Genomic DNA, 20465 nt, shown 5'->3' with positions numbered 1-20465 from the left:
GGTAAACTAAAATTGTTTGAATTTACTATATTGAAAGAGGCATAATTTTGGCAAAACAAAAAATTCGAGTAAGATATGCCCCCAGTCCAACGGGGCATTTACACATCGGTAATGCACGTACCGCGCTTTTTAATTACTTATTTGCTCGGCACAATAAGGGCACTTTTGTTTTAAGAATTGAAGATACTGACACTAAGCGTAATGTCGAAGGTGGCTCTAAGTCACAAATGGAGAATCTTCATTGGCTCGGAATAGATTGGGATGAAGGTCCTGATAAAGGGGGAGACTTTGGCCCCTATCGTCAATCCGAACGTAAAGAAATTTACAATAAGTATATTCAGCAGCTACTTGATGAAGGTAAAGCTTACTATTCTTATAAAACTCAAGAAGAACTTGAAGAGCAACGAGAAGAGCAACGTGCTATGGGAATTGCGCCGCACTACACCTATGAGTATGAAGGCATGACTGCTGATGAAATTGCGCAGAGTCAGGCCAAAGCCCGAGCTCAAGGCTTAACTCCAGTTGTTCGTATTCATATTCCAGAAATGGAAACTTATGAGTGGGAAGATTTGGTTAAAGGGCATTTGAGCTTTGAATCGGATACCATTGGTGGTGATTTTGTTATTCAAAAACGTGATGGCATGCCAACTTATAACTTTGCGGTTGTGGTTGATGATCACCTAATGGAAATTACTCATGTTCTTCGTGGTGATGACCATGTTTCTAATACACCTAAGCAGTTAGCAGTGTATGAAGCATTAGGCTGGGAACCACCTAAATTTGGTCACATGACGTTAATCATTAACGCTGAAACTGGGAAAAAGCTATCTAAGCGTGATGAATCAGTTTTACAGTTTATTGAACAGTACCGTGATTTAGGGTATCTTCCTGATGCAATGTTTAATTTTATTACGCTACTTGGGTGGTCGCCAGTTGGTGAAAGCGAAATTTATAATCAACGAGAACTGATCAAGCAGTTTGATCCTGAGCGTTTATCTAAATCTCCGGCTGCTTTTGACCAGAAAAAGCTGGAATGGATTAATAATCAGTACATTAAACAGGCAAATCGTGATACCTTACTTGATTTAGCTTTAAACAACTTACAAGAGGCTGGATTAGTTGAAGAAACCCCATCACCAGAAAAGCTAGAGTGGGTTCGACAATTAGTAAATATTTATTCTGTACAAATGTCTTACACTAAACAAATTGTTGATTTAGCTAAAATATTCTTTGCTGCACCAAAAAATTTGGATGACGAAGAAATTGCTGAAATTCGTAAGGATGAGGCACGACCAGTAATTGAAGAATTTAAGAAGCAGCTTGAATTGATTCCTCGCTTTACTGCTACACAAATAATGAAGGCAGTTCAAGCAACACGTAACGAAACAGGAATTAAGGGTAGGCGACTCTTTATGCCAATTAGAATAGCGACAACTAGATCAATGGTTGGTCCTGGAATTGGAGAAGCTATGGAGCTTTTGGGTAAAGAACGAGTATTGCAACACTTAGACTTAACTTTAAAACAAATGAGTGAAAACGGCTTATAATTGCTTATCGAAATAGCGTATAACGTTCTTAAAGCGTGATACGCTATTTTGTTTTGAAAATTGGTGTTGAATGTATTCTTTCTGTTAAAATAAAAAGAAAAGTTTAAAGAAAGGCAAGTTAGCCGCTGTGAAAATTTATAATACTTTAACTAAGACTAAAGAAGAATTTCGACCGATTACGCCTGGACAAATTACGATGTATGTTTGTGGCCCGACTGTATATAATTATATTCATATTGGTAACGCACGCAGTGTGATCGCTTTTGATACAATTAGGCGCTATTTTGAATATAAGGGTTACCAAGTTAACTATGTCTCTAATTTTACTGATGTCGATGACAAGATGATTGATGAGGCACGAGCGGAAGAGATTACAGTTCCTGAACTAGCTGAACGCTATATTCAAGCTTATTGTGAAGATATTCAAGCATTAAACGTTGAAAAAGCGACCATGAATCCACTAGCAACAAATGAAATCCCAGCAATTATTGACTTTATTAAGAAATTAATTAAACGAGGTTATGCTTATGAATCTAGTGGAGATGTTTATTATCGAACACGCAAATTTAAGCATTACGGAGAACTGAGCAATCAAAATATTGCTGAACTTGAAGCTGGTGCTTCTGAACATGTGAATCAAGAAGAACAACAACGTAAGGAAGATCCAATTGATTTTGCTTTATGGAAAAAGCAAAAACTACCAGATGAAATTGCGTGGGAATCTCCTTGGGGCAAAGGACGTCCAGGGTGGCATATTGAGTGCTCAGTAATGTCAACTAAGTATTTAGGTGAAACAATTGATATTCATGGTGGAGGACAGGACTTAGAGTTTCCACACCATGAAAATGAGATTGCTCAGAGCGAAGCAGCCACGGGTAAGAAGTTTGTACACTATTGGATGCATAACGGTTTTGTCACAGTTGGGGCTGATCAAGAAAAAATGTCTAAATCTTTGCATAATTTTGTGACTGTGCATGATTTGTTAAAGACGACTAATCCGCAAGTTTTACGCTTTTTTATGGCTAGTGTACATTATCGCCGGCCAATTAATTATTCTGATAACAATTTAGCTCAGGCGAAAAATATTTTAAACCGGTTTAAAAACACACTAATTAACATTGCTTATCGTCTTAATGACCAGACTAACAGTATGGCTTCATCAATATTAGTGGCTAAAATAGCTCAGACTGAGGATCAATTTACTGAGGCAATGGACGATGATCTAAATGTCCAAAATGCCCTTGCAGCTATTTATGATTTACTACCAGAAATCAACGCTAATGTTGCATCTGCTTTTGCTGATAAGGATGCACTTAATAGGGCTCAACAATTGTTGATTACATGGTTAGGAATTTTCGGAATTGACGCTCAAAAATTGACTACTTCGGTTAGAAGAAAATCGGATGACGAAATCAGTAATTTAATTCAAGAGCGAGAAAAGGCACGAGCAAGTAAAGATTGGGCAAAAAGTGATGCTATCCGTGCACAATTAAAGAAAATGGGTGTTATGTTAGAAGATACCCCTCAAGGGACAAGGTGGATACGTGATTAAAAGAAAAATGACAGAAAGAAAAATCAATCCTGATACGTTAAATGGACAAACTTTAGCTTATTTAGGGGATGCAGTATACGAAATTGCTATTCGTGAACATTTAATTAAATGTCAGATTGTTAAACCGCAGGTTTTACAGCGTCAAGCTACGTACTATGTTTCGGCTAAGGCACAGGCAGCTTTGATTACAAAATTGCAAGCTGATAACCTTTTAACTGCTGATGAAGTAACAATCTTTCATCGTGGTCGTAACGCTAAGACACACACTAAAGCGAAGAATACAAGCTTGTCAACTTATCAATTGTCAACAGGTTTTGAAGCAGTATGGGGCTATTTGGAATTGTTAGGAGAAAAAGACCGTATTTTTGAACTAACCTCATGGTGCATAAAAGCAGTAGAAAATGGTGGGATAGATGAATATGAGTTCAATTAATAGTGATTTTATTTTCGGTAAGCATGCTGGACTAGATTTTTTAAAAACACAGGATGCTGAACGGATTAATAAAGTTTTTCTTCAACAAGGCGTACAAGAAAATTTTGCCAACGAAGTTTTTGAATTAGCAAGAAATAAAGGTGTGATTGTTCAGACCGTACCTAAAAATAAGCTGGATCGATTGGTAGCGGGCGAAAATCATCAGGGTCTAGTTTTAACGATTGCAAGTTTCGAATATGCAGATTTAGCTCGGTTGTTAGACCAGTTAGATCAAGCAAAAGAAGATCCTTTTTTGTTAATGTTGGATTCAATTGAAGATCCGCACAATTTGGGTTCAATTCTGCGAACAGCTGATGCAACTGGAGTAGACGGAATAATAATTCCTAAACGTCATGCAACGGGGCTGACATCGGTTGTTGCTAAAACTTCTACCGGTGCAATTGACCATGTCCCAGTTGCCCGTGTTAATAATCTGGTTCAAACTAGTAAAATTTTAAAAAATAAAGGTTATTGGTTATTTGGAACAGATATGAATGGTATTGATTATCGTCGCTGGAACAGTAAAGGTAAGGCCGTGTTGGTAATTGGTAACGAAGGCAAAGGTATTTCACGGTTACTTAAAGAACAAATGGACCAAATGTTAACTTTGCCAATGGTTGGACACGTTCAATCGCTCAATGCAAGCGTGGCAACGGGTATAATGCTTTATCAGATGCTCAATAGTCGTAATCCGTTAAACTAAAGAATAAAAATACCCTGAAACTAAGTAATTAATAGTTTAATTATTTAGTTTCAGGGTATTTTTTTGTTGATTAAGATTATTTTGGCAATTATATTAACGTTGAAAATAATGTGTTTTAATGTTTTGTTGCACCAAAAATAAATTGTAGTATATAAACGTTTGTTCGATATTTTAGTAAGAAAAAGTTGCGTATTCTTCACCTCAAATACTAAGAAAGTTTGAGGATAAGAAGAATGGTTAGAAAAAAATCATTTGATGTAAACGTAGATGAAACGAAGTTAATTTCACAGATTAAGGAAGGAAAAGACGATGCACTTGTAAAACTTTATCAACTATATTATCCGTTAGTATATAGTGTGAAGCAAAAATATTACGTTCGATATTATGATGACCAAGATTGGAATCAGGACGCATTAATTATTTGTCATGCCTCGGCTATGAATTTTGATCAAAGTAAAGGAAGATTTGGCAGTTATTATAAAACTAGGCTCACTAATCATGCTAAAACATTGGTCAGATATGATTCTGCTTACAGAAGAAAGGCAATGAATCAATCAGTTTCATTAGACGCGGCAAAAGAAAAGGGATTAGAACCGATAGCAAAATCAGTTATAAGTCCAAGTGAAATTCCATTAAGTGAATTATTAGCTAGTTTAATTGCCAGCTTATCTGATTTAGAAATTAGTGCTCTACTAATTGAGTTAGGGATTATTGATATAGAAGATGCCCTGCAAAAGCTTAAAGTGGAACGGGTTACAATTTTGCGTGCACGCTCACGCGTGTCACGAAAAATGCGCCATGTACTTTTAGATTAGTTATTTTAGTAGTCGGCACTAAAAAGGGGTATAATAAATAATTGTAGAATAATATTTAGGAGGTAATTAAGATGGCAGAAGAAGTTATAAAGACAGCATTGCTAGATCGTCACATGAAAGAAGTATTTGACTGGAGTGACTCTGATATTCCTGTTAGAGATGCACTTTGGGACTATTTTATGGAAAAAAATGGGAGAGATACTATCAAGACAGAAGAAGATATGCTTCCGTTTCTTGATGATGCTGACGTCAAAATCGAATCCTTCGTAAATGAAAATCTTAAGAAGTAAGTCCGACTAATAAGATATTCTACGCTCAGTGGTCACGCTATATGTTGATCACCAATGGCCGCCCGCGATAGAGTGGCTATTTTTATTGAGACCATTTTACTAATTAAAGTGGCAAACTGTAATTAATTGCTTATAGAGATTTTTTTTGCTAAAATACAATAGTTTGGAAGTGAGATTATGGCAGTGAAAAAATCATCCTTAGCCTGTAGCATTTGTGGCTCACGTAACTACTCGATCACCGCAAGTAAGAATCGCACTCAGCGGCTTGAGTTGAATAAATTTTGCAAGTATTGTGGTAAGATGACTTTACATAAAGAAACGAGGTAAGAGGATAATGATTAAATTTTTTAAGAGCGTTGTTGAAGAAATGCGATTAGTAACTTGGCCAAGTGCTAAGCAGAACCGTCATGACACGGGAATTGTTATCGGCTCCTCGATTTTGTTTGCATTATATTTGGGACTACTTGACTGGGCATTTAGCAGTCTAACTCAAATTGTTATGTGATAGCAAAATAAATTTATTTGTGTTAAAATATGTAATCATTTATAACCTCTGACCTAGAGGTTTTTTGTTTGCCTTAAAAAGGAGAATCTGTAGTAATGGTTGAAACAATAAAAAAGCAATGGTATGTACTTCATACATATTCAGGATATGAAGATAAAGTCAAGTCGGACTTGCTATCACGTGCACAAAGTATGGGAATGCAGGATTATATTTTCCGCGTGATGGTTCCTGAACAAGAAAAAATTGAAAAAGTCAACGATAAGAAAAAAGAGATTGAAGAAAAAATATTCCCTGGTTATGTGCTAGTTGAAATGGTAATGACAGACGAAAGCTGGTTTGTAGTTAGAAATACACCTAATGTTACCGGATTTGTTGGCTCCCATGGTGGTGGATCCAAGCCTTCACCTCTTCTTGATGAGGAGGTTAATCGGTTATTGCGTCAACAAGGTGAGCCGGTTAAGCGTCCACAAATTGATTATGAAATTGGCGAAACAGTCACAATCATTGATGGTGCATTTAACGGTGTTGAAGGTAAGATCACAGAAATTCAACCTGATAAATACAAATTATTTGTTTCAGTCGAAATGTTTGGTCGAGCAACAACAACCGAGCTTGACTATGATCAAGTAAAGAAAATTAATTAAATTTTCAAATATTGCAAATTTGTTCAAACGATGGTACGCTATTAACGTAGTTTTATTATTGTGGGAGGAAGAGCAAGTTGCTTTTCCATTTTAACCACACACGGAATCAAGGAGGTTTTGACCGTGGCAAAGAAAGTTATTAACGTTGTCAAATTACAAATACCAGCTGGTGCTGCAACACCTGCACCTCCAGTTGGTCCAGCTTTAGGTCAAGCCGGGATTAACATTGTTGGCTTTACCAAGGACTTCAATGCTAGAACAGCTGACCAAAAAGGCATGATTATTCCTGTAGTCATCACTGTTTACGAAGATCGTTCATTTGAATTCGTAACTAAGACTCCACCAGCTCCAGTGCTATTGAAGCAAGCTGCTAAGATTGACAAAGCATCTGGCGAACCTAACACCAAGAAAGTTGGTAAGGTTACCAAGGCTCAAGTTAAGGAAATTGCTGAAACAAAGATGCAAGACCTTAATGCTGCTGATGTCGAAGCTGCTATGCGGATGATCGAGGGTACTGCTAGAAGTATGGGCATCGAAGTCGAAGACTAATCCTGTTATTTATAACATTTTAGGTGGGAGAGCTTAACGCTTGTTTGACCACATATTAAGGAGGAAATCACATGCCAAAGCATGGTAAAAAATATTTAGAAGCTGCTAAAAAAGTAGATTCAAAGAAAATGTATTCGGTTGCCGAAGCAATTAAGCTAGTTAAGGAAACCTCGTATGCAGGCTTCGATGCTTCAGTTGAAGTTTCATACAACTTAAGTGTTGACCCTAAGCAAGCAGACCAACAAATTCGTGGTTCAATTGTTTTGCCAAATGGTACAGGTAAGACTCAAAAAGTTATAGTTTTTGCAGAAGGTGCTCAAGCTGAAGCAGCTAAAGCTGCCGGTGCTGATGAAGTTGGTTCAGACGACTTAGTTGAAAAAGTTCAAAATGGTTACTTAGACTTTGATGTTGTTGTTGCTACACCAACAATGATGGCTAAAGTAGGACGTTTGGGTCGAGTATTGGGACCTAAAGGCTTAATGCCAAACCCTAAGACTGGAACTGTTACAATGGATATTGAAAAAGCCGTTAAAAATGTAAAGGCTGGTCAAGTTGAATACCGTGTAGACCGTCAAGCTGCAATTCATGCTGCTATTGGTAAAGTTTCATTTACTGATGAGCAATTAGTTGAAAACTTTGATGCTTTACGTGATGTTATTTTACGTGCGCGTCCTTCGGCTGCTAAAGGTCAATATATTAAGAGTGTAGCTGTAGCTGCAACCTTTGGACCTGGAATTAAGCTTGATCCATTAAACCTAGACTAAAATCAAATAAGACAAAAAGCAACTTTGCTGTAAACGCAAGTTGCTTTTTTTAAACCATTTTTCAAGGGAATATGATTGGTCAATTATCAATGTTTTGATAAACTAATAATGAATTTAATTGAGGGAAATGTATAATGCGAAAAAGTAATTTAAGCAAAGTGCTGGTTGTATTTTTGATTATATTGATTTTTTTAGTTGGTTGTAGCAAAAATAATAAAAAAATTACGATTGTCGGCTCAAGTGCCTTGCAACCCTTAGTTGAACAGGCTGGAAATGATTATCATTTATCCCATCTTGATAGTAATATTGTTGTTCAAGGTGGAGGTTCTGGTACTGGTCTTAGTCAAGTTCAAGCAGGGGCAGTGGAAGTAGGAACTTCTGATGTTTTTGCAGATACTCAAAAGGGAATTGATGGTAAGAAGTTGGTAGACTTTCCTGTTGCGGTGGTTGGTATTGTTCCAATCGTTAATAAAGGCGTTGGAATAAAAAGTTTGTCACGCAAACAACTTGCCGCTATTTTTACAGGAAAGATTAAAAATTGGCGTCAAGTTGGGGGAAAAGACCTGCCAATAATTGTTATTAATCGTTCTCGTGGTAGTGGAACAAGGACAACCTTTGAGGATCTTATCTTAAAAGGTCAAGAAGCCGTAAATTCACAGGAACAGGATTCTAACGGTAGTGTAAAGAAAATAGTTAATTCAACTCCTGGGACGATTTCGTACATTTCTTTTCCATATGCAAATGATTCTAACATTCAAAAGATTAATCTTGATCATGTAAAACCGATTAATGAGAATATTCGTACTAACAAGTGGCCATTATGGTCTTATGAGCACATGTATACTAAAGGAAAGCCTAATAAGGCAACTGCTGCTTTTATTAAGTATATTTTGAGTAAAAAAGTTCAGCAAGATTTAGTGCCAAAAATTGGTTATCTCAGTGTACACGAGATGGAAGTTACGCGTGATAGTCAAAATAGAGTTATGAAAATAGGTAATTAGCATGGCAAAAAAAGAACAAGATTTGCAAAAGGTTGTTGAAAAGGCAATTGCACAGCAGAAAGTACCACATGTCAAATTTAAGGGGATAGATCCTAAAAATATAGATATAGCACGTTTAACAAAACCATCTAAGGAAACAAAGCAAGAACGATGGGGCAAAGGTTTAACATTTTTGGCAATTGCTCTAATTGGTATTTTAATTGTGGCAATCATTGGTTTTGTAGGGATTCATGGACTTGCTACTTTTTTTGATAATAAAGTGAATATTTTTCACTTTTTATTTTCTTCTGACTGGAATCCAAGTGCTGGAAATAATCATGTTGGTGCAGCTGCAATGATTGTTACTTCATTTGCAGTAACACTACTGGCTGCATTAATTGCGACTCCATTTTCAATTGCTGTTGCTTTATTTATGACAGAATATGAGTCTAGTAAAAGGGCGGGATTGTTACAATCAGTTATTGAACTCTTAGTAGGAATTCCTTCTGTTGTCTATGGCTTTTTAGGCTTAACAGTTGTCGTTCCGGCTATACGAACGATTTTTGGTGGGACCGGATTCGGAATTTTAACAGCAACCTTAGTATTATTTGTGATGGTTTTGCCAACAATTACTTCTTTGACAGTCGATGCTTTTAAGGCTGTTCCTAAGGAATTGCGAAAATCTTCAGCTGCACTTGGTGCTACTAAGTGGCAAACAATTTTCCATGTCGTTTTACGAGCCGCAAGAGCAAGAATAATGACCGCAATTATTTTTGGAATGGCACGTGCTTTTGGCGAAGCTCTGGCTGTACAAATGGCTATCGGCAATGCGGTGCTAATGCCTTCTAATTTGGTTAGTCCAGCTGCAACTCTGACTAGTCAATTAACTAGTCAAATGGGTAATACGGTCATGGGAACCTTACCAAATAATGCTTTATGGTCTTTGGCATTACTCCTATTATTAATGTCACTGTTTTTCAATTTCTTGGTTCACTTAATTGGAAAGAAGAGTTAGTAGCATATGAATTCAAAAAGAAATAATCGAATTGCTACAGGCGTAATTTATTGTTTAGTCGGGATAGTAATTCTCCTATTAATCGGTATTATTGGCAATATCCTACTATCAGGTGTGACACACTTATCATGGCATTTCTTAACTTCAGCTTCGTCTTCTTTTGAAGCAGGTGGAGGGATTAGAGATCAATTATTCAATTCACTGTATCTCTTAATATTGACCTTGCTTATTTCATTGCCAATTGCCCTTGGAGCCGCAATTTATTTAGCTGAATATGCTCCAGACAACTGGTTAACACAGATAATTAGAACAACAATTGAAATTTTAAGTTCATTACCCTCAATTGTAGTAGGTTTATTTGGATATTTAGTTTTTGTGGTCCAGTTTGGATTAGGTTTTTCAATTATTTCCGGTGCTTTAGCACTAACCTTTTTTAACTTACCGATATTAACTAGTAATATTGAAGAAGCGATTAAAGGGGTTCCCCAAACTCAGCGTGAAGCTGGTTGGGCTCTTGGCTTATCTAATTGGAAAACTATTCGTGGAATAGTTATTCCAGCTGCATTACCAGGAATTATTACAGGCGTTATTCTTAGTGCTGGTCGGGTATTTGGAGAAGCTGCAGCCTTAATTTATACTGCTGGTCAAAGTGGTTCAACGGTTGACTACACTAATTGGAATATGTTTAGTCCAACGAGCTTTTTAAATGTAATGAGACCTGCTGAGACCCTGGCTGTACATATTTGGAAAGTAAATACTGAAGGAATTATTCCTGATGTCAATATTGTGTCAGCTGCAACCTCGGCTTTATTAGTAATTGTAGTTATTATTTTCAATTTTGGGGCGCGAGCTTTAGGCAATTGGTTATATAAGCGGTTAACAGCTGCTAAGTTAAAATGAGGAAGTTTTATGGACAATTGGCAAGATCAACCAAGATATATCAAATCATTTGCTGAAGGTGATTGTGCAATTTCTACACAAAACTTAAGTGTTTTTTATGGCGGTACAATTCAGAAATTATTTGATGTTAGTTTGGGGTTTAAGAAAAATACAATTACGGCTCTAATTGGTGCTTCTGGTTCAGGTAAATCAACATTTTTGCGTTCGTTAAATCGAATGAATGATCAGGTAGCACGTGTGGATGGGAAAATTATGTTTCATAATTTGGATGTTAACCAAAAAAAGATTAACGTTTACGAATTACGTAAAACAATTGGAATGGTATTTCAAAAGCCTAATCCGTTCCCTAAGTCAATCAAAGAAAATATTATTTATGCGTTAAAAGCAAATGGTCAACAAGATAAAGTTAAGTTAAATCAAATTGTAGAAGAAAGTTTAAGGGCAGCTGCTTTATGGGATGAAGTTAAAGATAAACTTGATCAAAGTGCGCTCGCTCTTTCAGGTGGCCAACAGCAAAGACTTTGTATTGCCCGAGCAATTGCATTAAAACCTGAAATATTGTTATTGGATGAGCCGGCTAGCGCACTTGATCCGGTTTCAACTGCTAAACTTGAAGATACGCTGAAGCAGTTACGCAAAAAATATACGATGGTAATGGTAACACATAATATGCAGCAAGCGTCTAGAATTAGTGAATACACCGCTTTTTTCCATCTGGGACATGCGTTAGAATATGACACAACTACTAACATTTTCACTAATCCGCAGGGAGAAGTTACAGAAAAATATATTCAAGGTAGTTTTGGCTAAAGGGGTGCAAGTATGACTAATGTGATGGAAGCGCAAAACGTTAAACTGAATTATGGCAATTTTGAGGCTTTGCATGGTATTACCCTGGCTTTTCCTGCTCAGAAGTTGACCGCATTGATTGGACCATCGGGCTGTGGCAAATCAACATTTTTACGTTGTTTGAACCGGATGAATGATGATATCGATGATATTAAGATTAGCGGCAAAATCTTGTTAGAAGGTAAGGATATTTATCACTCGCATCTTGACCTAGTTGCATTACGAAAAAAAGTTGGAATGGTTTTTCAGCAGCCAACACCATTTCCTTTTTCCGTTTTTGATAATGTAGCATATGGGCTGCGTGTAGCGGGAGTGAAAGATAAGCAGTTAATTGAAGAGCGAGTTGAAGAGAGCTTAAAGCAAGCTGCAATCTGGACGGAAACTAAGGATAGTTTACAAAGAAATGCTCTAGCATTTTCTGGCGGACAGCAACAACGCATTTGTATTGCACGCGCACTGGCTGTTAGACCAGAAGTGGTTTTATTGGATGAGCCCACTTCAGCACTTGATCCTATATCTAGTGCTGAAATTGAAGAAACATTAATGGGATTAAAACAAAAGTACACTTTTATTATGGTGACGCATAACTTGCAGCAGGCAAGTCGAATTTCAGATCAAGTTGCTTTTTTAATGAATGGTGAATTAATAGAATCTGGTTCGACACAGGAGATGTTTTTAGCACCGCACAAAGAAATTACTAGTAATTATCTTAACGGTCGATTTGGTTAAACTGGAGTAAACAATTATGCATGAAATATTTTTAGATGAATTAAAAAAATTAAACGCCAGATTTATGGAAATGGGCGTCCTTGTCAATGATTTAATTGACAAGGGAACAAGATCATTTGTTGCCCATGATAAAAAAATGGCACAAGAAATGATTGAAGAAGATAAAGAAGTTGCCAAGGAAGCAGTTAAAATCGAAAAAAAGGCCCTAGATTTAATTGCGCTACAACAGCCCGTTGCGACGGATTTTAGAGTAGTAATTAGCATTTTGAAGGCGACCACTGATTTGGAAAGAATTGGTGAAAACGCCAATAGTATTGCTGTTGAAACTGTTCGGGTAAAGGGAAACCCACGAATTGAAGAAGTAGAAAAAGTCATTTCAGGTATGACTCATCAAGTGCGAACTATGTTAATTCAAGTTTTAACTGCATATGTTCAAGAAGATGAAAAGACTGCACGTGAAATGGTTGAGGGTCATGAAGAAATTTATGATGATTATAAAAAAGCTAGAAAAATGATTATTGATGGTGTTGAACAAGACCAGAACGTAGCGGTTGCATCTGCTAGTTACTTTGTTATTATCAGATTACTTGAAAGAATTAGTGACCATATTGTGAACATAGCAAACTGGGTAATTTATAAAGTGTCTGGTGAATTATACGAATTGCTTGAGGTAAATTCGAAATAACTTGCATTAGATAGTCGTTCCTGCTATACTTAACAAAGTAAATTCTACCTAAGACTCGGGTGGTTCAATACCTTAATTTCCCGCCGAGGCCAGAAGATAATGAAGATGAGAAAGCTCCATGTCTTGCTTGGCATGGAGCTTTTTGGCCTTATGGAATTTATTAATAAATTTGATGGAGGTGAATTTGATTGAGTAAAGCTGCTATTGCTGAAAAAGAAAAGTTTGTTGAAGCGTTTGCTGAAGAACTTAAGGCTGCAAAGGCGATCTTGGTAATTAATTATCTTGGCTTAACTGTTGAAGAAGTTACTAACATGCGTCAAGAACTTCGTGATAACGATGTTAAGATGAAAGTCATTAAAAACACTTACTTAAGACGTGCGGCTGCTAAGGCTGGCATTGAAGGTCTTGATGATACTTTTGTTGGCCCAACTGCTGTTATTTATACTGATAATGCAGATGACATTACTGAACCAGCTCGTATTGTTTCTAAGTACGAAAAGGATTTTGACGTTATCGACATTAAGGGTGGTGTGCTTGAAGGTAAATTGACTTCTAAAGAAGAAATCAAGGAACTTGCTGCTATCCCTGGTCGTGAAGGTTTATTGTCAATGCTTGTTTCTGTATTACAAGCACCTGTTCGTAACGTTGCTTACGCCGTTAAGGCTGTTGCTGATTCAAAAGATGAATCTGCAGAATAATTAAATTGATTTTTAACTAATACTAAATTTCGGAGGATACATAAGTATGGCTTTAGATACTGAAAAGATTATTGAAGACTTGAAAAATGCTTCAATTCTTGAATTAAATGACCTTGTAAAGGCTATTGAAGATGAATTTGGCGTTTCAGCAGCTGCTCCAGTTGCTGCAGCTGCTGCTGGTGGTGAAGCTGAAGCTAAGTCAAGCTACGATGTAGAATTGACTGCCGCTGGCCAAGAAAAGGTTAAGGTTATTAAGGTTGTCCGTGACATTACTGGACTTGGCCTTAAGGACTCAAAGGATCTTGTTGATGGCGCTCCTAAGAACGTTAAGGAAGGCGTTTCAGAGGACGAAGCTAACGACATTAAGGCTAAACTTGAAGAAGTTGGCGCTTCTGTAACTTTAAAATAGTTACAGTCCAACTGGACAAGTTAATAAAAAAACGCGTGTTTGCAATTTGCAAGTGCGCGTTTTTTGTTGACAATTAATATTTAAGCAAATAAAGTTTGCAAATATTGCTGTGTCCGCTAAAATTATTTAGATATAGACTATTTTAGAATCGAGTAAATTATGACTGATCAAAAAAATCAAATGTATTATGCGGCAAATCCAATGGCTGACCATGATGAACGCTTGATTGATTATCATGTAGACGGAATTGACTTGAAATTTACCACGGATGCAGGAGTTTTTTCAAAAAAACGAGTAGACTATGGGTCTGGCGTTTTAATTAAGGAAATGGTAGAAATAGCATTTCCTATCGCTAACATTTTAGATGTTGGAACTGGTTATGGACCATTGGGATTATTTGCAGCAAAGTTATGGCCAGAACAAATTGTTGAAATGGTCGATATTAATGAGCGTGGATTGAAATTGGCACAAAAAAATGCTGCTTTAAATGGAATTAGTAATGTGAAGATTTATTCTTCTGATGTTTATAATCAAGTTGAACCAACAAAGAAGTTTGGTCTTATACTGACTAATCCACCAATTCGCGCTGGTAAGAATGTTGTATCTGATATTTTAACGGGAGCTAAAGAGCATTTGGTTGAAAATGGTATTATTTTAGTGGTAATCCAAAAAAAACAAGGTGAACCAAGTGCTCGTCACTTGCTTCAAACTACATTTGGTAATTGCACGATTTTGAAGCGCGATAAAGGTTACTATGTGTTACAGGCGGTGAATCACTAATGGAATTTACGAAAGCTGATAAGGAAAAATACATGCAGTTGGCGTTTGTGCAAGCAAAAAAAGCACAGGAATTGGGTGAGGTACCGATTGGTGCAATCGTAATTAGTCCAGACGGTCAAGTTATTGGAAAGGGTTATAATCGGCGTGAAGTAGAGCAAGATGCAACGCAGCATGCCGAAATGATTGCTATTAGAAATGCTTGTACTGTAATAAATACATGGCGTCTAATTGATTGTAGCTTATTTGTAACGCTTGAGCCTTGTCCGATGTGTGCAGGCGCAATTATTAATTCACGTCTAAAAAATGTTTTTTACGGTGCATTAGATCCCAAGGCTGGGGCCGCAGGTAGTGTAGTTAACTTATTTGATATTGCTAAATTTAATCACCATCCTAATGTAATCCGTGGATTGTATCGAAAAGAAGCAAGTCAGATGATGAAAGACTTTTTTAAAGAAATTAGAATTAGGCAAAAGCATGCTAAAGATAATGAAAAAAGCAAAATTTTAGCAAAATAGTGGAAAATTTAACAAAAATACGGTATCATACTTTGTGGGCAATGTTCGACCTCTGAAGCGTGTCAGGACCGGAAGGTAGCAGCACTAAGGTTGCTTGAACATGTGCCTTTTATTAGACATTTACAAACTCTTAACTCTTTCAAAGAGTTAAGAGTTTTTTACTAGGAAAGAATATCAATGGCTTATCAGGCATTATACCGCAAATGGCGACCCCGCACTTTTGATAGTGTCGTTGGTCAAGAAGATATTACGAATACTTTAAAACATGCAATAAAGCGCAGCACAATTTCACATGCATTTTTGTTTGCTGGTCCACGCGGTACTGGAAAGACTTCGTGCGCCAAAATTTTTGCCAAGGCATTAAATTGTACTAATCTTAAGGACGGTGAGCCATGTAATAGTTGTGTTAACTGTCTTGCAGCCGATAAAGGAGCAATGGCCGATATTATAGAAATAGATGCTGCTTCTAATAATGGTGTTGATGAGATTCGTGAGATTAGAGATAAGGTTAAGTATGCACCTACGCAAGGAAAATATAAGGTGTATATTATTGATGAGGTTCATATGTTGTCAATGGGTGCATTTAATGCGCTATTAAAGACATTGGAAGAGCCACCAGAACATGTCGTTTTTATTTTGGCAACAACAGAATTGCAAAAAGTTCCTGCAACGATTATTTCCAGAACACAGCGCTACAATTTTAAGCGAATTTCACAAAAAGACCTTGAAAAGAGAATGAAGTACATTCTTGATCAAGAAAAAATTAAATATGATGACAGGGCTTTGACTGTTATTGCTCAAGTTGCTGACGGTGGAATGAGGGATGCTTTAAGCATTTTAGATCAACTACTTAGTTATGAAAAAGAAACGGTTGAATATGAGGCTGCCCTTGAAATTACTGGATTCGCGGCTAAGGAGGATGTTGAAAAACTCTTTTTATCAATCTTACAAAAGAATGTTGACAAGGCATTGGAACTGGCACAATCTGAACTGCAAAAAGGAGCAAGTTCTAAAAATATTTTGAATGAATTAATTGATCTTGCTACGAATGCTTTGATGGTTGTTAAAACTAATGGAAATAGTCAAGGAAATTTTTTAACAGCAGACTTTACGAAAAAAATTAAAGATATTCCATTAGAAAATTATTTTAAATTAATATCCTCTGCTAATACAGCATTGAACAATTTGCGTTATACTAATCAGCAGCAGATTCCGCTTGAAGTTTTTCTGGTTGAAAGTACCAATATTTCTGCGACCATAGTTTCTCCACCTAGAACAGAAATGGTAAGTAACAAGAATAATAATTTACAATCTGAAGTTTCGGCCTTAAAAAAACAGGTTGTATCGTTAACAGAACAAGTAGCGAGAATTAGTCAACATCACAATAATAGTAGTCAGATTTTTCATATTGATGATGGTGATAATCGTATTTCAAAAAAGGTAAGTGCGCCTGTTAAAGAACAAAAACCGTCGAAAAAGCTGATTAAAAATAAGCAGCATAACCAGAAAAATCGTGAACAGGTCTATCAAGTCTTAGAAAATGCAACTAAACATGACTTGCAAGCAATTAAAGATATTTGGCCTGATTTGCAATCCGTTCTACAAGTCTCGCAACGAGCTCTGTTAGATGTTTTGGAGCCAGTTGCAGCCAGTTCAAGTCAAGTTGTGATGAAATGCAAGTATACCCTCTGGTTTGAAAAAGCAAGTTCTGATGATGATTTGCTGACTATTCTGACTGAACAGATTGCTAAATTTGCTAAACATGAATATCAAATTGTTCTTGTTCCGGATGAAGATTGGTTTACGGTTCGGAAGGACTTTTTACAAGCACATGGAACTGAACTGCTAAAGCGCAAGAAGCAGGTAAATAATGAGAATCAACAAGAAGAAGTAAAAGTTGAAAAAGAAATTGTGGAAAAGGCCAAAGAAATATTTGGCGATGCAGTTAAGGTAAAAGATTAAAGGAGATAATTATGAGTAAAAGACCTAATTTTGGTTCAATGGGTGGCATGAATATGCAACAAATGATGAAACAGGCGAAGAAGTTACAAGAACAAATGGCCCAGGAACAACAAAATATCACTGCTCAAGAATTTTTAGGTAAATCTGCTGATGATTTAGTTGTTGCTACTTTTAGTGGTGATCGCAAATTGAAGAAAATTTCTATTAATAAAGATGCTATTGATCCTGATGATCCAGACATGTTGCAAGATCTTATTATTGATGCGGTTAACAAAGGGTTAACAGAAATTGATCATGCAACACAAGCAAGCATAGGAAAATATACGAAGGGTATGATTTAATTGCAATATCCAGCGCCGATTGCACATTTAATTGATGCATATTTGAAATTACCAGGTATTGGAGAAAAAACGGCAACAAGGCTAGCGTTTTATACTCTAGATATGCCTGATAATGATATCCATAGTTTTAGTGTAGCTTTAAATGAAGTTAAGGAAAAGTTACATCGTTGCTCGATTTGCGGTAATATAACTGAAAAAGATCCCTGCGCAATTTGTAGTAATCCTGAACGTGATCAGTCAACAATCATGGTTGTTGAACAACCTAAAGATGTCATGGCTTTTGAAGATATGGGCGAATATAATGGTCTGTATCATGTTTTGCATGGCGTCTTGTCGCCAATGGATGGAATCGGACCCGAAGAAGTTAATATTAAATCACTTATAGTTCGTTTACAAAAGCAGGATAGCATTAACGAAGTTATTTTGGCATTAAACTCAACCCCTGAAGGTGAATCAACCGCGATGTATATTAGTAAGCTAATTAGACCAGCAGGAATTAAGGTGACACGTTTGGCTGCTGGATTAGCAGTTGGTAGTGATATTGAATATGCAAATTCAATTACGCTGAAACGGGCAGTACAAGGGAGAACATCAATCGAATGAAACAAAATAAAGTAAAGAAAATGGGGGATGATAGACTAGTTGCATCTATCGAAAAATTGCAAGAAGAGATTGTGATTCAAAAAAATCTAGACCCCACTACCTTAGATATGTCGGAAAATAATATTGTTGCTAATAAAATTTTGCTAGCTAAGTACGCATTTTTATATAATGAAGCCCGACATCGACACACAAGATTTAGTGGTTTCACCAATGCAATATCGGAGTAAAAGTTCTCTTATAAGAGGACTTTTTATTTTTCCTAAAATTAAAAGTTCTTTAGGGTGTTCATATAGAACAAACTCTTGTAAAATAGAGACATGGAGAGTTTTATGAAAAGTTTTTTTATTAGTTTTGAGGGACCTGATGGGTCCGGTAAGAGTACGGTTTTGGAACAAGTTGTGGCCCAAATTGCTCCTCGCTTGCAAACACAATATCTAGTAACGCGTGAACCAGGTGGTTCAGAAATTGCCGAAAAAATTAGACGATTCATTTTGGATCCAGCTAATGAAAAGATGAGTGCTCAGACAGAGGCACTGCTTTATGCAGCTGCACGAAGTCAACATATGGCTGAGACAATTTTTCCAGCGTTAAAAGCTGGTAAGGTTATTTTTTCTGATCGTTTCGTTGATAGTTCTTTAGCTTACCAAGGAATTGGACGTGACTTAGGAATAAGCGCAGTCAAACAAATTAATGACTTTGCAACGAATGGAACAGAGCCGAATTTAACGCTGTTTTTGGATATTCCACCTCAAGTGGGATTAGCACGAATTGCTAAAGAACGTGCTGGTGAAGAAGATCGCTTAGAACAAGAAAAACTAGCTTTTCACCAAAAAGTTTACCATGGTTATCAACAAGTTGTTCGGGAGAATCCCGATCGTATTAAGGTAGTTGATGCACAACAGTCAATCAACGAAGTTGTTGCTATCTGTCTAAAAATAATCGTAAACGCATTACCAAAAAAATTGCTAAAGGACTGATTCAAATGAAATTAATAATCGCAATTGTACAAAAAGAAGATGCCACTAGATTACAACGTGCTTTTGTTAAAGCAAATGTTCCTGCCACTAAGTTATCAACAACGGGTAGCTTTTTAAGCGAGGGCAATACAACTTTTATGATTGGAATTGATGATCAGCACGTTAAGCAGGTTTTACGTATCGTTAAAGAAGAGTCGAAGGCACGCGAAGAGTATATGAACCCTAATATGATGATGACCGGGTTTGATGTTAGTCGGCAGCCTGTTCAAATTACGGTAGGAGGGGCTACATGCTTTGTCATACCGGTAGAAGAGTTTAAGAAATTCTGATGGAAGTTGATATTACAAATAAGGATGAACAGCGGGCTATATTTTTAAAAAAAGCAACTGAACAAAAGAAATTAGCTCATAGTTATTTGTTTTTTGATATAAATGAACAACAGGCGCTAAATACTTCATATTGGTTGGCATGTCTTTATAATTGTACTGGGAAAAATAAACCAGACGGAACTTGTCGAACTTGTCGACAAATTATTTCAGGTAATCACCCAGATGTTCTGTTGGTTACTCCAGAAAATAAGCAAAGTCTTGGAATTGACCAAATTAGATATTTAAAGGATGAGTTAGCAAAGAGTCCGGTTCAAAGTGACACTCGCTTCTTTTTTATTAATGAAGCAGAAAAGCTTACGTTATCTGCGTCTAATGCATTGCTTAACTTACTAGAAGAACCAATTGCTCCGGTCGTTACAATTTTAATTACTAATAACTCGTCACAAATTTTGCCAACTATTCGTTCAAGAACCCAAATTGTTAATTTTTCAAGTGATGAACATGATTTAGGTTTAAACGAACGATTACTGGAAAATGGCTTTAGTCATGACGAAATTTCTGAATTAGGTAATACCCAAGCATTAGATCAAGCATGTAAATATTTTTATCAAGAACTGTTGGAACATAATTCTTTAGCAATGATAAGCGCGCATCAGTTAGCCGATATGGCTAAAACTAATGTGCAACAAAATTATTTGCTATTTTTATTAAAGGAAATGGCTCAGAATGATTTAATTAATAATAAACAGCAGGTGGGAGCAAGATTTTTAAAGTATTTACTTGAGGTTGATAAAATGCGCTACAGTAATGTTGGTTTTCGGAACTTACTGGATTATCTTGCTCTGCAATGAA

Annotated in this window: 28 protein-coding genes, 1 other RNA gene and 1 other annotated feature; all 29 genes read left to right on the top strand. The window is 36.5% G+C overall.

Annotated elements, in window-relative coordinates; translation table 11 throughout:
• The first annotated feature begins 47 nt into the window (after positions 1-47).
• On the top strand, positions 48-1547 hold the full coding sequence (gene gltX, locus F5ESL0246_RS06155; RefSeq protein ID WP_122018710.1) for a glutamate--tRNA ligase: 1500 nt from the start codon (positions 48-50) through the stop codon (positions 1545-1547).
• Between the two features lie 127 nt (positions 1548-1674).
• Positions 1675-3099 (top strand): cysteine--tRNA ligase, encoded by a 1425-nt coding sequence (cysS, locus tag F5ESL0246_RS06150; RefSeq protein WP_122018708.1) that lies wholly within the window; start codon positions 1675-1677, stop codon positions 3097-3099.
• A gap of 7 nt (positions 3100-3106) precedes the next feature.
• Positions 3107-3532, top strand: a complete 426-nt coding sequence (locus tag F5ESL0246_RS06145; RefSeq protein ID WP_369916858.1) for a Mini-ribonuclease 3 — start codon at positions 3107-3109, stop codon at positions 3530-3532.
• Positions 3519-4274: a 23S rRNA (guanosine(2251)-2'-O)-methyltransferase RlmB gene (gene rlmB, locus F5ESL0246_RS06140; RefSeq protein ID WP_122018759.1), complete on the top strand. Its 756-nt coding sequence runs from the start codon at positions 3519-3521 to the stop codon at positions 4272-4274. The genes F5ESL0246_RS06145 and rlmB overlap by 14 nt, the downstream gene beginning before the upstream one ends.
• 233 nt (positions 4275-4507) lie before the next feature.
• A complete protein-coding gene (locus tag F5ESL0246_RS06135; protein ID WP_122018703.1) occupies positions 4508-5089 on the top strand; it encodes a sigma factor in 582 nt (193 codons plus the stop codon).
• A 71-nt stretch (positions 5090-5160) separates the two neighbouring features.
• The gene (locus F5ESL0246_RS06130; protein WP_122018700.1) at positions 5161-5379 is read left to right on the top strand and encodes a hypothetical protein; all 219 of its coding nucleotides are present in this window, start codon (positions 5161-5163) and stop codon (positions 5377-5379) included.
• 177 nt (positions 5380-5556) lie between these two features.
• On the top strand, positions 5557-5706 hold the full coding sequence (rpmG, locus tag F5ESL0246_RS06125; protein ID WP_122018698.1) for a 50S ribosomal protein L33: 150 nt from the start codon (positions 5557-5559) through the stop codon (positions 5704-5706).
• Between the two features lie 7 nt (positions 5707-5713).
• On the top strand, positions 5714-5884 hold the full coding sequence (gene secE / locus F5ESL0246_RS06120; RefSeq protein WP_122018696.1) for a preprotein translocase subunit SecE: 171 nt from the start codon (positions 5714-5716) through the stop codon (positions 5882-5884).
• A 95-nt stretch (positions 5885-5979) separates the two neighbouring features.
• Positions 5980-6528, top strand: coding sequence for a transcription termination/antitermination protein NusG (gene nusG / locus F5ESL0246_RS06115; RefSeq protein ID WP_122018694.1), 549 nt, complete (start codon positions 5980-5982; stop codon positions 6526-6528).
• 123 nt (positions 6529-6651) lie between these two features.
• Positions 6652-7077 carry a 50S ribosomal protein L11 gene (gene rplK, locus F5ESL0246_RS06110; protein ID WP_122018692.1) on the top strand — a complete coding sequence of 142 codons (426 nt, stop codon included), beginning with the start codon at positions 6652-6654 and terminating at the stop codon, positions 7075-7077.
• A 71-nt stretch (positions 7078-7148) separates the two neighbouring features.
• A complete protein-coding gene (gene rplA / locus F5ESL0246_RS06105) occupies positions 7149-7841 on the top strand; it encodes a 50S ribosomal protein L1 (protein ID WP_122018690.1) in 693 nt (230 codons plus the stop codon).
• A 134-nt stretch (positions 7842-7975) separates the two neighbouring features.
• Complete coding sequence (locus tag F5ESL0246_RS06100) at positions 7976-8842, top strand: phosphate ABC transporter substrate-binding protein (RefSeq protein ID WP_122018688.1); 867 nt, start codon at positions 7976-7978, stop codon at positions 8840-8842.
• 1 nt (position 8843) lies between these two features.
• A complete protein-coding gene (gene pstC, locus F5ESL0246_RS06095; protein ID WP_122018686.1) occupies positions 8844-9836 on the top strand; it encodes a phosphate ABC transporter permease subunit PstC in 993 nt (330 codons plus the stop codon).
• Positions 9837-9842: 6 nt separating this feature from the next.
• The gene (gene pstA / locus F5ESL0246_RS06090; RefSeq protein WP_122018683.1) at positions 9843-10736 is read left to right on the top strand and encodes a phosphate ABC transporter permease PstA; all 894 of its coding nucleotides are present in this window, start codon (positions 9843-9845) and stop codon (positions 10734-10736) included.
• 9 nt (positions 10737-10745) lie between these two features.
• Positions 10746-11546: a phosphate ABC transporter ATP-binding protein PstB gene (gene pstB, locus F5ESL0246_RS06085; protein WP_122018681.1), complete on the top strand. Its 801-nt coding sequence runs from the start codon at positions 10746-10748 to the stop codon at positions 11544-11546.
• A 12-nt stretch (positions 11547-11558) separates the two neighbouring features.
• Positions 11559-12314, top strand: coding sequence for a phosphate ABC transporter ATP-binding protein PstB (gene pstB, locus F5ESL0246_RS06080; protein WP_122018678.1), 756 nt, complete (start codon positions 11559-11561; stop codon positions 12312-12314).
• Positions 12315-12330: 16 nt separating this feature from the next.
• Positions 12331-12999: a phosphate signaling complex protein PhoU gene (phoU, locus tag F5ESL0246_RS06075; RefSeq protein WP_122018676.1), complete on the top strand. Its 669-nt coding sequence runs from the start codon at positions 12331-12333 to the stop codon at positions 12997-12999.
• A 29-nt stretch (positions 13000-13028) separates the two neighbouring features.
• Positions 13029-13153: a sequence feature (ribosomal protein L10 leader region), on the top strand.
• A 34-nt stretch (positions 13154-13187) separates the two neighbouring features.
• A complete protein-coding gene (gene rplJ, locus F5ESL0246_RS06070) occupies positions 13188-13697 on the top strand; it encodes a 50S ribosomal protein L10 (RefSeq protein ID WP_122018674.1) in 510 nt (169 codons plus the stop codon).
• 46 nt (positions 13698-13743) lie between these two features.
• A complete protein-coding gene (gene rplL / locus F5ESL0246_RS06065) occupies positions 13744-14106 on the top strand; it encodes a 50S ribosomal protein L7/L12 (RefSeq protein ID WP_122018672.1) in 363 nt (120 codons plus the stop codon).
• A gap of 159 nt (positions 14107-14265) precedes the next feature.
• Complete coding sequence (locus tag F5ESL0246_RS06060; RefSeq protein ID WP_122018670.1) at positions 14266-14886, top strand: class I SAM-dependent methyltransferase; 621 nt, start codon at positions 14266-14268, stop codon at positions 14884-14886.
• Positions 14886-15401, top strand: coding sequence for a tRNA adenosine(34) deaminase TadA (tadA, locus tag F5ESL0246_RS06055; protein ID WP_233551602.1), 516 nt, complete (start codon positions 14886-14888; stop codon positions 15399-15401). The genes F5ESL0246_RS06060 and tadA overlap by 1 nt, the downstream gene beginning before the upstream one ends.
• Before the next feature lie 28 nt (positions 15402-15429).
• An RNA gene (gene ffs, locus F5ESL0246_RS06050) (signal recognition particle sRNA small type) lies at positions 15430-15523 on the top strand.
• Positions 15524-15578: 55 nt separating this feature from the next.
• Complete coding sequence (gene dnaX / locus F5ESL0246_RS06045; protein ID WP_122018668.1) at positions 15579-17363, top strand: DNA polymerase III subunit gamma/tau; 1785 nt, start codon at positions 15579-15581, stop codon at positions 17361-17363.
• A gap of 11 nt (positions 17364-17374) precedes the next feature.
• Positions 17375-17704 carry a YbaB/EbfC family nucleoid-associated protein gene (locus F5ESL0246_RS06040; protein WP_122018666.1) on the top strand — a complete coding sequence of 110 codons (330 nt, stop codon included), beginning with the start codon at positions 17375-17377 and terminating at the stop codon, positions 17702-17704.
• Positions 17705-18307 (top strand): recombination mediator RecR, encoded by a 603-nt coding sequence (gene recR, locus F5ESL0246_RS06035; RefSeq protein ID WP_122018664.1) that lies wholly within the window; start codon positions 17705-17707, stop codon positions 18305-18307.
• Complete coding sequence (locus F5ESL0246_RS06030) at positions 18304-18534, top strand: YaaL family protein (protein WP_369916857.1); 231 nt, start codon at positions 18304-18306, stop codon at positions 18532-18534. Before recR ends, F5ESL0246_RS06030 begins: the two co-directional genes overlap by 4 nt.
• Before the next feature lie 102 nt (positions 18535-18636).
• Positions 18637-19284 (top strand): dTMP kinase, encoded by a 648-nt coding sequence (tmk, locus tag F5ESL0246_RS06025; RefSeq protein WP_122018659.1) that lies wholly within the window; start codon positions 18637-18639, stop codon positions 19282-19284.
• 5 nt (positions 19285-19289) lie between these two features.
• Positions 19290-19613 carry a cyclic-di-AMP receptor gene (locus F5ESL0246_RS06020; RefSeq protein WP_122018657.1) on the top strand — a complete coding sequence of 108 codons (324 nt, stop codon included), beginning with the start codon at positions 19290-19292 and terminating at the stop codon, positions 19611-19613.
• Positions 19613-20464: a DNA polymerase III subunit delta gene (locus F5ESL0246_RS06015; RefSeq protein ID WP_122018655.1), complete on the top strand. Its 852-nt coding sequence runs from the start codon at positions 19613-19615 to the stop codon at positions 20462-20464. Before F5ESL0246_RS06020 ends, F5ESL0246_RS06015 begins: the two co-directional genes overlap by 1 nt.
• Position 20465: the final 1 nt, after the last annotated feature.

The sequence above is a fragment of the Lactobacillus sp. ESL0246 genome (assembly GCF_003692965.1).
Taxonomy (GTDB): domain Bacteria; phylum Bacillota; class Bacilli; order Lactobacillales; family Lactobacillaceae; genus Lactobacillus.
This window is presented reverse-complemented; position numbering and strand designations above follow the sequence as displayed.